This is a genomic window from Serratia sp. D1N4, assembly GCF_054552755.1.
In genome coordinates this window covers 2,274,020-2,287,463 of the sequence record NZ_CM137274.1, presented here as the reverse complement: position 1 = coordinate 2,287,463, position 13,444 = coordinate 2,274,020, and the positions used below count along the sequence as shown (strand labels likewise).

Sequence of the window (13,444 nt, the reverse complement as noted above, 5' to 3'; positions counted from 1 at the left end):
GCCCTGATTAAAACAAAATAAAAACCCTTGATTAACGCCCCTTTCACTATGAATTTTATTTATTTTTTCATGATGTTAAATAACCCTTCAGAGTAGTGGGTAATATGGTGAGAATACCCCCTTAATTTTATATTCCCTTGTAAGGAGAATGGTTACTATTTGATAAAAAATAATATCTTCCATACTGCTGAAAATAAAATAGCGATTTATGCCTGCTTCAGGCTTGCCAAGTGACCAAGGGTGAATTACCTTCTGCGCTGATTCAATGCAACAACCTGAAGGAAAATACCATGGGTTACAATCTGGCAGAGCTTTCCAAAGATGAGATGGACAAAGTGAACGTTGATCTCGCCGCCTCGGGTGTGGCGTTCAAAGAACGCTACAACATGCCGGTGATCCCTGAGATGTTAGAGCGGGAACAGCCCGCACATCTGCGGGATTACTTCCGTGAACGTGTGGCGCATTATCGTGCTGAATCGCACAAGTTCTCCCGCCTGCCGTATGAGCCTAAAGTGAAGTAGAAAAGCCCACCGATATGGCAGGCTTCCTGGTCAGCTACTTGCCAGCAAAGCGATCGGTAGCCAACATCAAGCGGTGTAGAATACCCGGTTCATCCGTTGCATGCCCAGCACCTTCGACAATATGCAGTTCTGCCTCTGGCCAGGCTTTCGCCAGATCCCAGGCATTTTGTAGCTGGCAGGCCATATCGTAGCGGCCATGGACAATGACCGCCGGGATATGGCGGATCAAGGATACGTTTTTCAGCAGTTGGTCATCACTGTCGAGAAAACCCAGATGGGTAAAGTAGTGATTTTCGATACGGGCGAAGGCCAGCGCAAAATTATCCTCACCGAAAGAAGCCGACGCACCATTCGGCAAAAGCGTGACCGTTTCACCTTCCCACACGCTCCACAGTTTAGCGGCTTCGAGCTGTACCTGGAGATCTGGCGACGTCAAACGCTGGCGATAAGCGGTGATAACGTCTTTCCGCTCTTCTTCTGACAGAATAGACAACACGCGCTCCCATTTATCGGGGAAGAAACGTGAAGCGCCATCCTGGTAATACCAACTGAGCTCCTGCTTGCGCAGCGTGAATATGCCACGCAACACCATCTCACTGACGGATTGCGGATGTGTTTGTGCATAAGCCAACGCCAGTGTGGATCCCCAAGAGCCGCCGAACACCAGCCATTGTTCCACGCCGATCATCTTCCGCAGCCGTTCGATATCTGCGACCAGATGCCAGGTGGTGTTGTTGTCCAGGCTGGCATGCGGCTTGGAACGGCCACAGCCGCGTTGATCGAACAGCAGCACCTGATAGCGCTCAGGGTCGAACAACTGTCGATGGTAGGGAGCAATCCCACCACCAGGGCCACCGTGGAGAAATACGGCAGGTTTGCCGTTTGGATTACCACTCAGTTCCCAGTAGATCCGGTGACCATCCCCGGTGTCCAGCCAACCGCTATCATAAGCTGATAATGGCGGGTACAAACCTCGTAATTGTTCCATGGCGCTTCCGTCTCTGTGAGTCATTCATTCATCAAAGCCGAAGCCGCGCATCAGGTCAACGTCAAAACAAGAAAATACTTAATTACACCAACATATTAGCGGGAATTTGCTTAAAATGACGTCGATTTACTTTTGCGCAAATGCGGTTCACGCATCTCTTGTGCCGTTTTAGCCTCAATACCCAACTCCGCCGTCGGGCGTAATAACAAGCGCCCCAAACCGATTGGTTCCCCCGTTTCCAGGCAGTAGCCGTAGTCACCATTTTCCAGCCGCGCTAATGCGGCGGTCATCTTCGGTAACAGGCGGCTTTCTCGATCCAACTGACGGAACAGCAACCGCAGATCTTCTTCACGCGCAGCTTTATCAGCCTCATCACCACTCACGTCACCGCTATCGATATCTCGCTTCAGCACGTCAATGTGCTGCCAGAGTTTTTGTTGTTCTTCCAGCAAACGCTGACGGAAAAACGCCCGCTGCTCAGCATTCATGTAATCAGATTCCGGCATCGCTAGCAGTTGCTGCTCGCTTAACAACGTCATTACAGTCATGGATATCTCCGATATGCATTTTTGTTATATTGTAACAGTTTTAGCTTATGGAATGTTAGTAATTAATAATCATTGGATTAACAACGCGTTAATGTCAGTTCACTCTTTGCTGCTTGCATATGATTGCCGTTATGGGGTTAATAGGACAGCAACCGACCCAACCATAGGTAACTGAGAGGCCATAATGAGTAAGGGAATGGATAGCAAGAAAAATGCAAAGAAGAAGCCGTTAAAAACCCCAGCAGAAAAACGTGCCGGTAAGCGTGCCAAGAAAGATCAACCCTCTGGTGAATAAGCGTACTTCCAAGCATAGTTAAACCCGCCGAGGCGGGTTTTTTGTTGTCTGAAAACACCAGTGTCACGTATCGTTATGCTAAAACAAGAGACTGTCACCGAGAAGAACATGAGCTTACGTGTAATAGATACCGAAACCTGCGGGTTGGATGGCGGCGTGGTGGAAGTGGCCTCTGTCGATGTGATCGATGGGCGTATCACCAACCCGATGAGCGACCTGATCAGCCCCGATCGACCGATTGGCCTGGATGCCATGGCCATTCACCATATCACCGAACAGATGGTTGAAGGCAAGCCACGCATCGCAGTGGCAATTGGTCGCTATCAGGGCAGTGAATATTATGTGGCGCACAATGCGGCGTTCGATCGCGGAGTATTGCCAGAAATGAATGGTGCCTGGATCTGTACCGTCAAGCTGGCGCGAACGCTCTACCCGGACATCAAATATGGCAACCAATACCTGCGCTATGCCCTGAACCTGGATGTCCAACTGCCGCAGGACACCACGCTCTACCCACATCGAGCACTGTATGACTGCTACGTGACCGCCGCACTGCTGCAACGCATTATGCGGGACTCAGGCTGGACGCCAGAGCAGATGGTGCAGATCACCGAACAACCGGTGTTGCTGAAAAAATTCAAATTCGGTAAGTATCGCGGCCAAGAGATTGAACGTGTGGCGCAGGACGATCCTGGCTATCTGCGTTGGATGCTGAAATCCATCGACGATCTCAGCCCGGATATGAAACATACGCTGAAGTATTATCTGATCGGATAACAACGCGGGCAGCTTGCACCGCCCGCGTTTTTACTACTCAGCCAGCGAAAGAATAAACGCATACTCCAACGCTATATCCTCATAGGCTTTAAAGCGGCCGGATTTACCACCGTGGCCTGCATCCATATCGGTATGCAGCAGCAGCTGATGATCGTCAGTCTTAAGTTCGCGCAGCTTCGCCACCCATTTGGCTGGTTCCCAGTATTGCACCTGTGAATCATGCAACCCGGTTGTCACCAGCATATGCGGGTAATCCTGCGCTTTCACCTGATCGTAAGGGCTGTACTGCTTGATATAGTCGTAGTAAGCCTTGTCGTTCGGGTTACCCCATTCATCATACTCACCGGTCGTCAGCGGGATCGTCTCATCCAGCATAGTAGTGACTACGTCAACAAACGGCACCTGCGCGACCACGCCATGGTACAACTGCGGTGCCTGATTGATGATAGCTCCCATCAATAGCCCCCCAGCACTGCCCCCCATGGCAAACACGCGTTGGTTATCGCCATAGCCTTGTGCCACCAGCGTTTCGGTCACGTCGATAAAGTCGTTGAAGGTATTCTGCTTTTTAAACAATTTACCGTCTTCATACCACAGCTGGCCTAGATCAGCACCGCCGCGAATGTGTGCCAGAGCGAAAACAAAACCACGATCCAGCAGGCTAAGGCGGCTAGCACTGAACGCCGGATCCATGCTGCTGCCGTACGAACCATAAGCGTAAACCAATAGCGGATTCGCGCCGTGAGCAAAACGATCGGGACGGTAAACCAGCGATACCGGTACCTCAACGCCGTCACGCGCCTTCACCCACACCCGCTCGCTGCGATAATTTTCCGCAGTGAAGTTTTTCACTTCCTGCTGCTTGAGTTGTACGCGCTCACCGCTGTCCAGATTCAATTCATACAGCGTGCTGGGGGTCGTCATTGAAGAGTAGCCATAGCGCAGCAGGGCAGTTTCTGGCTGCGGGTTGTACGCCAGCCAGGTGACATAGGTTGGATCGTCGAAGGCAATGCTCTTGTCTTCACCCGTGCGCCAATGGATTTGGCGTAACTGCGTCAGGCCAGCAATACGCTCCTCCACCACCAGCCAGTCGCGGAACAGACTGAATCCCTCCAGCATCACCTCGGCTCGTGGCGCGATCAGCGCCTGCCATTGCACCTCATCGGCTTGCTCGCTCTGGTAAAGACCAAAGTTCTTGCCGTCTTTATTAGAGCGAATGTAAAAATGCTGATGATAATGGTCGACGGCATATTCGTGATCTTTACGGCGCGGTACAAACATCTGCGGGGTGCTATCGGCATTATCCGCATCCAACAGCAGAATTTCCGATGTCGTGGTGCTGCTGAGATGGATCAGGATAAAACGCTCTGAGGTGGTTTTTTCCAGGCTGACGTAGAAGGTATCATCCTGTTCTTCATAGACCAGCACGTCTTGCTGCGGATCGCTGCCAACCACGTGTCGATAGACCTGATATGGCAGCAGCGTTTTAGCATGTTTGCGGACGTAATAGACGGTAGAGGAATCGTTCACCCACTCGAAATTGCCGGACGTGTTCTCCAGCACTTCTTCAAGCCAGCTATTATCATGCAGGTTTTTAAAACGAATATCGTACTGACGACGTGACAGGAAATCCTCCGCCACCGCCAGGCGCTGGTTGTCGGGACTTACCTCCAACCCACCCAGCGTGTAAAATTCGTGCCCTTCGGCCCGCAGATTACCATCGATCAAGGTGCTCCACTGTTCACTTGCCGCTTCTGGCTGGCGTACATAGAGCGCATATTCATTACCAGGCTCGTAACGGGTCTGATAGCGAAAACCGCGCTTAACGTATGGCACGGAATGTTCCTGCTGCGGGATACGCGCCACCATCTCCTGATACAGCGTTTCACGCAGCGCCTGCTGCGGCTTCAACTGTGCATCAGTGTAGGCATTTTCTGCCTGTAAGTAGTTCAGTACCTGGGGATCTGTGCGATCGTCATCACGCAACCAGTAATAGTCATCTATACGAGTGTCACCGTGAGTGGTGATCGGATAAGGACGTTTTTCTGCCTTAGGGGGTGTCATCATTGCTAAATCATCCGCTTACCTTGATTAAGGCAAGAGTGACACGATCCCCACCAGATTAACAAGCCGCAGGGCTACGCCAAATCGCGTTTTTTCTCGTGAACGTCACTTTCGATGCCCTGCTTGACATCAGCCGGAATTTTCAGCGATTGTGCCAAAGCATCAAGGTAGCTGCGCTCCATAAAGTGATCGACATCAATCACCATGCAGCTCAGGTAATACACTTCTAACGCTTCATCTTCATTTTTCACGCTTTGCGCGATGAGATCGGGATTCAGCGGTTGGTCGATGGCTTGCTGCACCCAACTTTGAGCCTCATCCCCCACCTGCAGTTGCTCCAGGCTATGGTCGATAGCTTGCTTTTCTTCTGCGTCAATGTGGCCGTCGCTTTTGGCGGCAAACACCAGCGCTTGTACCAGCCGTTTAGCACGCAAATCCGCTGGCGTGCTCTGCAAGCCAAACTGCGCCTCTTCCTGGTGCGTTTCTTTGACGCGCTGCTTGTATTTGTTCCACAGCACGGCGCCTAACGCGGCACTGCCACCGATAATCAACGCATTTTTACCAAACTTGCCCACCATCTTGCGGGAAGACTTGTTGGCTAATAGAACGCCTACCAGACCGCCCAGCGCGGTCGGGGCCAGTAATTTACCAATGCCTTCCGTACCGCCCATTGAGCTGGCTTTGTCACCGAGCATGGATTGAATCTGTTGCATCCAGTTATTTTTCATTGTCTACCTCTGAATAGGTGAAATTCAGGCGTGCGGGCGCGTACAGGCCAGATCGCCGATCAATCTTCAGATTAAGGGATTATTTGTCAATAAATGTATGAAAGATGCAAATCTGTGTCGCAGAGCCATTAAATACTCAGCCAGGCAAGGAATTAACGTTTACTGAAGGCAATCACAAACAGCTCATCCAGCCCTGGATAGATCTGTTTGATCACCTGTTTCAGTTCGCTCAGCGTCATATTCTCCTGCTGGGCATGCGCTTCGGTCAACGCCCCTAAACGAATCGGCGTGACCGATTGCACTTCAATAAAGCAGAAAAATACGCCATCTTCATTACGGCTCACGCGCAACACCTCACCGGGCTGGAAATGGGACTCACTGGCATCCCGAATGGTGATGGTTTTGCGCCCGGCCATAATGTCTTGCTCAAAGCGGCTGAAAAAGGTTATTTCACGGACCATTCCACTTCCTTGTTCATCATGAGGCGGTTGCATGACTGATTATGCAGCCTGCTGTTCTGACTCGGAGGTGGATTCTTCTTTCAGGATAGCGACCGGTTTTTCAGCTTTGGCTTTAGCCGGCTTTTTCACTGTTTCCTGTGGCGCTGCACCACGCAGGATCTGCGCCAACGCGTCTTTATTCTCTGCCAGGAAGAAGCTCAGCCCTTCACGCTGTTCATCTTCAAGGGTAATCGGTGCCTGTTGCAGCCACTCACCGAGGCTGTCGGCCAGATCCAGCATTTTGTCGTAGGCATCGGCATCTTTCTTGTTAGCGAAAGTCATTTTTTCCTCACCGTTTCTTACTACTACATATTTCACTTCAACAGCCATTTGCGCATTCCTCAAAGGTTAGAATACTGTAATTTCATACAGTATAATATCATATCGAGCAGGAGCGCAAGCGCTCCGCCGTTTATTATTTCAGCAGCCGCGCTTTGCAGCTTTTGCCTTTGATTTTGCCCTGCTGAAGCTGTTGCAGCGCCTTGCGTGCGCTGGCCTTGCGGATCGCCACGTAAGCATGCACCGGGAACATATCTATTTTGCCTACATCCGCTGCCGTCAGCCCGGCATCGCCGGTCAGCGCACCGAGAATATCGCCAGGGCGGATTTTCGCCTTGCGGCCGCCATCGATACACAAGGTGACCATTTCAGCCTCCAACGAGGCACTTGACGCACCGCTCAGCTCTGAAACCGGCACCCAGTTGGCGGTTATTTGCAGATACTCTTCGATCGCATGTACGCGCGCCATTTCCTGTGGCGTACACAGGCTGATGGCCAGCCCGCTCAAACCAGCACGGCCAGTACGGCCAATGCGGTGTACGTGCACTTCCGGGTCAAAGGCCAGTTCGTAGTTCACCACCAGTTCCAGATCTTTGATATCCAGACCACGGGCCGCGACGTCGGTCGCTACCAGTACGCGGCAACTGCGGTTGGCGAAACGCACTAATACCTGATCGCGATCGCGCTGTTCAAGATCGCCATGCAGCGCCAGCACGCTGATGCCGCGCGCTTCCAGCGCTTCAAACACGCTCTGGCAGTCACGCTTGGTGTTGCAGAACACCACGCAGGAAGCGGGTTGATAATGGCGGATCGCCGCCACCAGCACTGCCGGGCGTTGATCGCGCGTGGTTTCATAGAAACGCTGTTCGATGGTGGTGGGCTCATCCCCTTCATCCACTTCGACATTCAGCGGTTCACGCTGCACGCGGGCGCTGATGCGCTCAATGCCTGCCGGATAGGTAGCGGAAAACAGCAATGTCTGGCGTTGCGGCGGCGTATAGCCGATCACATCGTCGATATCATCGGCAAAGCCCATGTCCAGCATGCGATCGGCCTCATCCAGCACCAACACCTTCAAGTCGTCCAGAACTAGCGTTTTTTTACGCAGATGCTCCTGGATGCGCCCCGGTGTCCCTACCACGATATGCGGCGCATGCACCAATGAATCGAGCTGTGGCCCTACCGGTTGGCCGCCGCACAGGGTCAGGATTTTGATATTCTGGGTGAAACGTGCCAAACGGCGCAGCTCTTTGCTGACCTGATCGGCCAGCTCACGCGTCGGGCACAGGATCAGCGCCTGAGCCGCCACTTGGGCAACGTTGATTTTATCCAGCAGACCGATACCGAACGCCGCCGTCTTGCCGCTGCCGGTTTTCGCTTTGGCACGAACGTCCTGCCCTTTCAGGATAGCGGGCAGCGCTGCGGCCTGTACCGGCGTCATTTCGGCATACCCCAGTTCGTTGAGGTTGGCCAACTGTTCGGCTGGCAGCGGCAGGGAAGAAAAGGAAACTGTGCTCACGGCAATAACTCTTATAGCAAGTGGAAAGGCGGCGCGCCCGTGGGCTGGCACCGAATCAGGCGCAGATGATAACAGAGTTAGTGTGGATTCCGGATTTCAGCGGTAAAAAAACTGTTCCCAGCGGCAGGTTTCCGGGCCTTGTTATCTCACCCTCTGCACACGCAATCGTTTTCGTATATAATGCGCGCCTGTTATCAGACCGTATTGGTACGAAACTATGTTGACTATTGGAACCGCCCTACGCCCATCCGCCACCCGCGTTATGCTGCTCGGCTCAGGCGAGTTAGGCAAAGAAGTTGCCATTGAATGCCAGCGTTTAGGGCTGGAAGTGATTGCTGTCGATCGGTACAAAGACGCTCCTGCCATGCATGTGGCCCATCGCAGCCATGTGATCAATATGCTGGATGGTCAGGCGTTGAAAGCGGTAATTGAGCTGGAGCGCCCTGATTATATCGTGCCGGAAATTGAAGCCATCGCTACCAGCATGCTGGTCGAGTTGGAACAGCAAGGGCACAACGTGGTGCCCTGCGCCGAAGCTACGCGCCTGACCATGAACCGCGAAGGTATCCGCCGCCTGGCGGCAGAAACGCTGGGTTTGCCAACCTCAAGTTATCGCTTTGCCGACAGCGGAGAGGGCTTCCGTGCGGCGGTGGCCGAAATTGGCTATCCATGCATCATCAAGCCGGTAATGAGTTCGTCTGGCAAAGGGCAAAGCCTGATCCGCAGCGAGCAACAGCTTGGCAGCGCATGGGAATACGCCCAGCAAGGCGGCCGCGCCGGTGGTGGCCGGGTGATCGTGGAAGGACTAGTGAAATTTGATTTCGAGATCACTTTGCTGACCATCAATGCCGTTGATGGCATGCACTTCTGTGCCCCGATCGGCCATCGTCAGGAAGACGGCGACTACCGTGAATCCTGGCAACCGCAGCAGATGTCTGAGTTGGCATTAAGCCGTGCGCAGGCGATTGCAGAAAATGTGGTTAACGCATTGGGGGGCTTTGGTTTATTTGGCGTCGAGCTGTTTGTCTGTGGTGATGAGGTCATTTTCAGTGAAGTGTCACCGCGCCCGCACGATACCGGCATGGTTACGCTGATCTCACAGGATCTGTCCGAGTTCGCACTGCACGTACGTGCTTTCCTTGGGTTGCCAATCGGTAGCATCCGCCAGTTCGGGCCTTCGGCTTCAGCGGTGATCCTGCCGGAATTGAGCAGCGAAAACCTGCGCTTCAGTGGGTTGGATCGGGCGTTAAGCGGCCATAATCAGGTACGTTTATTCGGCAAGCCGGACATCAGCGGCAAACGCCGTCTGGGTGTAGCACTGGCCACAGCACAACACGTTGATCAGGCGGTAGAATTGGCTAAATAGGCAGCTGCCGCAGTGACAGTTCAAGGCTGATAACCTTGGGGGTTCGGCATGCCGAACCCCGGTAATCTCAATAATTCTCGTCGTCTTCAGCGTCGTCTTCCAGATACTCGGTCGGCTCTTCCTGCGGTTCTTCCTCTTCATCATCATCGAACAGGGCTGTCACCCGATCCCCTTGATGTTTTTCGCGGATTTCCTGTGCGACGCGCGCGATGGCTTCACCACTGCTCATGCCCTGCGCCATCAGATGATGGATACGTTCAGCAGCTTCCTGCTGTTCTTGATGACTCAGTGACGGCATACCTGCAAGCATGTGTTTCTCCCCAGCAAAATGGACGTGGATTATACGCCTTAAAACCGTGGAACCCTACGCCTGTTATTCTGGGGCCCGCAACGGGCAACGGCTGTTGCTCCGCCACTGCTTCAGACGATGTCGCCACAACATGACCTGCCATATCTGTTTGATACCGCGCATGTTGGCGATCATGGCTTGATCGATACCACGCCGATAGAATTCTTCAGTGATCTGCTGCTGTGCCTGTAACTCAGGTTCGCGGCGAATGCTGTGGCAGATCCCCAACGCCTCGCGAGTGATTTGCCAGTGAAATGCCGAGCAAAGCGGGATTTTCTGGCCGTAGCGCTGATTCAACGCCACCAGCATCTCCACGATCTGCATGTAATGACGCTGGTATTCAACGTTGGCCTGCCCGGTGCGGCGGCGATTGCTAATCGACCGATCGTGAACCCGCTGGCGATACAGTGGTTTACTGAGGTATTTCACCCGCTGGGCGTTAAACATCACTTCGGTAGTCCAGGGAATGTCCTGGTGATGCAGACCCGGTTCAAAATAGAGCTGATGCTGCCTGATAAAATCAAGACGGTAAACCGCCAGCCACACCACGTGAATAAAACGTCGGGATTTCAGCGCCTTTTCCAGCCATTGGCTGCCGCTGATAACCGCAGTGTCTTTCAATCGCTGCTGGGGAATGATCGGCTGCAACTCATCATTACTGGCGAAATAACGTTCGCCATTGCACTGCATCACATCTAATTGATGCCGTTCCGCCTGTGCAATCAGCGTTGAATACATTTCTGGCGCCAATAAGTCATCAGCATCAGGAAATGCGACATATTTCCCACGCGCGACGGCCAATCCGGCGTTACGCGCACTGGATACGCCTGCATTAGCTTGATCGATCACGCTAATGTGCTGATGCTGAGCGGCATAACGGTGAGCAATATCTCCTGAACCATCGGTAGAGCCATCGTTCACAATAATCACTTCAAGCTGTTGTTCCTGCTGCGCAAGCAGAGACTCCAGAAAAGGGATGAACAGTTCCCCAACATTATGCAGAGGGACAATAACACTCAGTTTTAATGACATATACGGCTCTTTGCTGGCAGAAGTAAAAGTGTTTAATTATTTTAATAAATTCAGGGTGCTGCTTTGCTGCAAGGCAATGAACTACAAGACTGACTGGGTGATTTTATTGAGTAATTTTGATATCCACAATCCATGTTCAGAATTAAATAACATATCGCCTCAGAAATATGGCAATAAAGAAATAATAACCATTCGTAATTAATAATAGAATGTTATTATATGTTCGCAAGTTTAGGTAACACTATGATCTCTATTTGCTAGCATCAAGGCTTCTTGCGTTTTTACATTTAGAAGAGGTGTAAAAGTCGCAAAAAATACTTGGCTTACTTTTCGCCTGGAGCCATGTGGGCTGCGCCCGCGCGTAGAATATGGCAGAATAACCAGCCAAAACCGCCATTCCTGTCAGCCAGGTCGATTGAAACCCATGAGTGCAACCGCCCCAAACCTTAAATCTTTGCCCTATGCCCGTGAATCACTGCTGGAGCTGTTTGCTCCATTGGCGCAGCAGCCCTGGGCTATGTTGCTACACTCCGGGTTTGCCGAGCACTCCCATAATCGCTTTGATATTCTGGTCGCCGAACCGCGTATCACTTTAACCACTCGTGGCTCAAACACCGAAGTTTGCCATGGCGCTGAGAGCAAGAGCTCATCAGAAGATCCGTTCCTGCTGTTGCAACAGCAACTGGAGGCGCTACACCTACGCCCGAGGCCGAATACGGACCTCCCCTTTCAGGGCGGTGCCTTAGGGCTGTTCGGTTACGATTTAGGGCGGCGAGTAGAAACACTGCCGCAGTGGGCTCAGGCAGATATTGCCCTGCCGGATATGGCGGTTGGTATTTATGACTGGGCGTTGATTGCCGATCATCAGCAGCAGACCTTAACGCTGCTCAGCTATGGCGATGTTGAACAGCGCTGGCGCTGGCTTAGCCAGCAACAGACCCCGTCTTGTACGCCTTTTGCCCTGACCGGCAACTGGCAGGCGAATATGACGCGCCAGCAATATGGTGAGAAATTTCGCCGTATCCAGGAATACCTACGCAGCGGTGACTGTTACCAAATCAATCTGGCACAGCGCTTTTCCGCGCCTTATCAAGGCGACAAATGGCAGGCTTTCTGCCAATTGAACGCCAGCAACCGTGCACCGTTCTCTGCTTTTCTGCGGCTGCCGCAAAATAGCGTGCTGAGCGTTTCGCCGGAGCGTTTTCTGTGGCTGGAGAATCAGCGGATCCAGACCCGGCCGATAAAAGGCACGCTGCCACGCTTGGCCGATGCGGCGGAAGATGCTGCGCAGGCAGAGAAATTGGCTAACTCAGCGAAAGATCGCGCTGAAAACCTGATGATTGTCGATCTGCTGCGCAATGATATCGGCCGCGTGGCGCAACCGGGTAGCGTGCGCGTACCCGAGCTGTTTGTGGTTGAGCCGTTCCCGGCGGTGCATCACCTGGTCAGTACCATCACCGCGGTGCTTCCCACCACCACGCCAGCCACCGAACTGCTGCGTGCCTGTTTCCCTGGCGGTTCCATCACCGGAGCCCCCAAAGTACGCGCCATGGCGATCATCGAAGAGTTGGAGCCACAGCGGCGTAATGCCTATTGCGGCAGCATTGGCTATATCAGTACCTGCGGTACCATGGATACCAACATCACTATCCGGACGCTGACCACCGAAAACGGCCGCATCTATTGTTCCGCAGGCGGTGGCATCGTTGCCGACAGCCAGGAACAGGCGGAATATCAGGAAACCTTTGATAAGGTAGGCCACATCTTGCCACAGTTGGGGGAGTTTACCGTTTCGTGAAATATCCGGACCATTCGGCGTCACTGGCCGCTTTCATCAGCCGTTTTCAATTGCAGCTGCCACAGGCCACCCAGGCCTCGCATAACGTGCGCCCGGCTGCGGTACTCATCCCGATTATCTGCCGGCCGGAACCGACCTTGCTGCTCACCCGCCGGGCTGATTCATTGCGTAAACACGCAGGCCAGGTGGCCTTCCCCGGGGGCAAAACCGATGCCGAAGATGGCTCAGCGATCGTGACAGCCTTACGTGAAGCGCAGGAAGAAGTAGCGATCCCGCCGCAGGCAGTGCACATACTGGGGCAACTGGCTCCGCTCGACAGCAACACCGGTTTTCAAGTCACGCCGATCGTTGGCCTGCTTCCGCCAGATATCGAATTCTATGCCAATGCCGACGAAGTGGCAGAGGTGTTTGAAATGCCGCTGCACGAAGCACTGACGCTATCACGCTATTACCCGCTGGATATTCACCGCAACGGCCATTCACACCGGCTCTACCTTTCCTGGTATCAAAACCAGTTTGTTTGGGGGCTAACCGCCGCCATCATCCGTCGTCTGGCGCAGCAAGTAAGCATTTAAGACCGCCAACTTCTGTGACTAATTTCACAATTTAGTGTTTATCTCTTACAGTTTTCACCTGTAAAGCGATCGCTATCACTTCATGGCCATTTTTTTTCAACTACT

The 13,444-nt window shown here is 52.8% G+C and carries 14 protein-coding genes; 5 read left to right on the top strand and 9 right to left on the bottom strand.

What is annotated here, in order from left to right:
* Window positions 1-290 precede the first annotated feature (290 nt).
* Entirely contained in the window at window positions 291-521 is a 231-nt protein-coding gene (locus ACX1CU_RS09870; protein ID WP_459402769.1) for a DNA polymerase III subunit theta, read from the top strand.
* A gap of 34 nt (window positions 522-555) precedes the next feature.
* Here the strand turns inward: ACX1CU_RS09870 and pip are convergent, their stop codons facing one another.
* Both pip and ACX1CU_RS09860 read right to left on the bottom strand, forming a co-directional pair.
* Window positions 556-1,509: a prolyl aminopeptidase gene (gene pip / locus ACX1CU_RS09865; protein WP_459402380.1), complete on the bottom strand. Its 954-nt coding sequence runs from the start codon at window positions 1,507-1,509 to the stop codon at window positions 556-558.
* Between the two features lie 110 nt (window positions 1,510-1,619).
* Window positions 1,620-2,057 carry a TraR/DksA C4-type zinc finger protein gene (locus ACX1CU_RS09860; protein ID WP_459402379.1) on the bottom strand — a complete coding sequence of 146 codons (438 nt, stop codon included), beginning with the start codon at window positions 2,055-2,057 and terminating at the stop codon, window positions 1,620-1,622.
* A 403-nt stretch (window positions 2,058-2,460) separates the two neighbouring features.
* On the opposite strand from ACX1CU_RS09860, the gene exoX reads away from it, so the two are divergent.
* A complete protein-coding gene (gene exoX / locus ACX1CU_RS09855) occupies window positions 2,461-3,129 on the top strand; it encodes an exodeoxyribonuclease X (protein WP_459402378.1) in 669 nt (222 codons plus the stop codon).
* 33 nt (window positions 3,130-3,162) lie between these two features.
* On the opposite strand, the gene ACX1CU_RS09850 is transcribed toward exoX, so the two are convergent.
* The 5 genes from ACX1CU_RS09850 to dbpA all read right to left on the bottom strand — a co-directional run bounded on the left by ACX1CU_RS09850 (window position 3,163) and on the right by dbpA (window position 8,219).
* Window positions 3,163-5,196, bottom strand: coding sequence for a S9 family peptidase (locus tag ACX1CU_RS09850; protein ID WP_459402377.1), 2,034 nt, complete (start codon window positions 5,194-5,196; stop codon window positions 3,163-3,165).
* Window positions 5,197-5,267: 71 nt separating this feature from the next.
* Window positions 5,268-5,921: a tellurite resistance TerB family protein gene (locus ACX1CU_RS09845; RefSeq protein WP_459402376.1), complete on the bottom strand. Its 654-nt coding sequence runs from the start codon at window positions 5,919-5,921 to the stop codon at window positions 5,268-5,270.
* Window positions 5,922-6,073: 152 nt separating this feature from the next.
* Window positions 6,074-6,382: a N(4)-acetylcytidine aminohydrolase gene (gene yqfB, locus ACX1CU_RS09840; protein ID WP_459402375.1), complete on the bottom strand. Its 309-nt coding sequence runs from the start codon at window positions 6,380-6,382 to the stop codon at window positions 6,074-6,076.
* A gap of 39 nt (window positions 6,383-6,421) precedes the next feature.
* Complete coding sequence (locus ACX1CU_RS09835) at window positions 6,422-6,751, bottom strand: YebG family protein (RefSeq protein WP_459402374.1); 330 nt, start codon at window positions 6,749-6,751, stop codon at window positions 6,422-6,424.
* 85 nt (window positions 6,752-6,836) lie between these two features.
* Window positions 6,837-8,219, bottom strand: a complete 1,383-nt coding sequence (dbpA, locus tag ACX1CU_RS09830; protein WP_459402373.1) for an ATP-dependent RNA helicase DbpA — start codon at window positions 8,217-8,219, stop codon at window positions 6,837-6,839.
* Window positions 8,220-8,436: 217 nt separating this feature from the next.
* On the opposite strand from dbpA, the gene purT reads away from it, so the two are divergent.
* Window positions 8,437-9,585: a formate-dependent phosphoribosylglycinamide formyltransferase gene (gene purT / locus ACX1CU_RS09825; protein ID WP_459402372.1), complete on the top strand. Its 1,149-nt coding sequence runs from the start codon at window positions 8,437-8,439 to the stop codon at window positions 9,583-9,585.
* Between the two features lie 67 nt (window positions 9,586-9,652).
* On the opposite strand, the gene ACX1CU_RS09820 is transcribed toward purT, so the two are convergent.
* Window positions 9,653-9,895: a YoaH family protein gene (locus ACX1CU_RS09820; RefSeq protein WP_459402371.1), complete on the bottom strand. Its 243-nt coding sequence runs from the start codon at window positions 9,893-9,895 to the stop codon at window positions 9,653-9,655.
* Between the two features lie 63 nt (window positions 9,896-9,958).
* Complete coding sequence (locus ACX1CU_RS09815; RefSeq protein WP_459402370.1) at window positions 9,959-10,966, bottom strand: glycosyltransferase; 1,008 nt, start codon at window positions 10,964-10,966, stop codon at window positions 9,959-9,961.
* Between the two features lie 424 nt (window positions 10,967-11,390).
* Between ACX1CU_RS09815 and pabB the strand changes: the two genes are divergently transcribed.
* Both pabB and ACX1CU_RS09805 read left to right on the top strand, forming a co-directional pair.
* Window positions 11,391-12,764 carry an aminodeoxychorismate synthase component 1 gene (pabB, locus tag ACX1CU_RS09810; protein WP_459402369.1) on the top strand — a complete coding sequence of 458 codons (1,374 nt, stop codon included), beginning with the start codon at window positions 11,391-11,393 and terminating at the stop codon, window positions 12,762-12,764.
* Complete coding sequence (locus ACX1CU_RS09805; protein WP_459402368.1) at window positions 12,761-13,339, top strand: CoA pyrophosphatase; 579 nt, start codon at window positions 12,761-12,763, stop codon at window positions 13,337-13,339. Before pabB ends, ACX1CU_RS09805 begins: the two co-directional genes overlap by 4 nt.
* Window positions 13,340-13,444: the final 105 nt, after the last annotated feature.

Coding starts and splice junctions, on each gene's coding strand:
- ACX1CU_RS09835 (WP_459402374.1), bottom strand. CDS start 6,751: ATGGCTGTTGAAGTGAAATATGTAGTAGTAAGAAACGGTGAGGAAAAA.
- ACX1CU_RS09820 (WP_459402371.1), bottom strand. CDS start 9,895: ATGCTTGCAGGTATGCCGTCACTGAGTCATCAAGAACAGCAGGAAGCT.
- ACX1CU_RS09870 (WP_459402769.1), top strand. CDS start 291: ATGGGTTACAATCTGGCAGAGCTTTCCAAAGATGAGATGGACAAAGTG.
- ACX1CU_RS09860 (WP_459402379.1), bottom strand. CDS start 2,057: ATGACTGTAATGACGTTGTTAAGCGAGCAGCAACTGCTAGCGATGCCG.
- purT (WP_459402372.1), top strand. CDS start 8,437: ATGTTGACTATTGGAACCGCCCTACGCCCATCCGCCACCCGCGTTATG.
- yqfB (WP_459402375.1), bottom strand. CDS start 6,382: ATGGTCCGTGAAATAACCTTTTTCAGCCGCTTTGAGCAAGACATTATG.
- pabB (WP_459402369.1), top strand. CDS start 11,391: ATGAGTGCAACCGCCCCAAACCTTAAATCTTTGCCCTATGCCCGTGAA.
- ACX1CU_RS09850 (WP_459402377.1), bottom strand. CDS start 5,196: ATGATGACACCCCCTAAGGCAGAAAAACGTCCTTATCCGATCACCACT.
- ACX1CU_RS09815 (WP_459402370.1), bottom strand. CDS start 10,966: ATGTCATTAAAACTGAGTGTTATTGTCCCTCTGCATAATGTTGGGGAA.
- ACX1CU_RS09845 (WP_459402376.1), bottom strand. CDS start 5,921: ATGAAAAATAACTGGATGCAACAGATTCAATCCATGCTCGGTGACAAA.
- pip (WP_459402380.1), bottom strand. CDS start 1,509: ATGGAACAATTACGAGGTTTGTACCCGCCATTATCAGCTTATGATAGC.
- exoX (WP_459402378.1), top strand. CDS start 2,461: ATGAGCTTACGTGTAATAGATACCGAAACCTGCGGGTTGGATGGCGGC.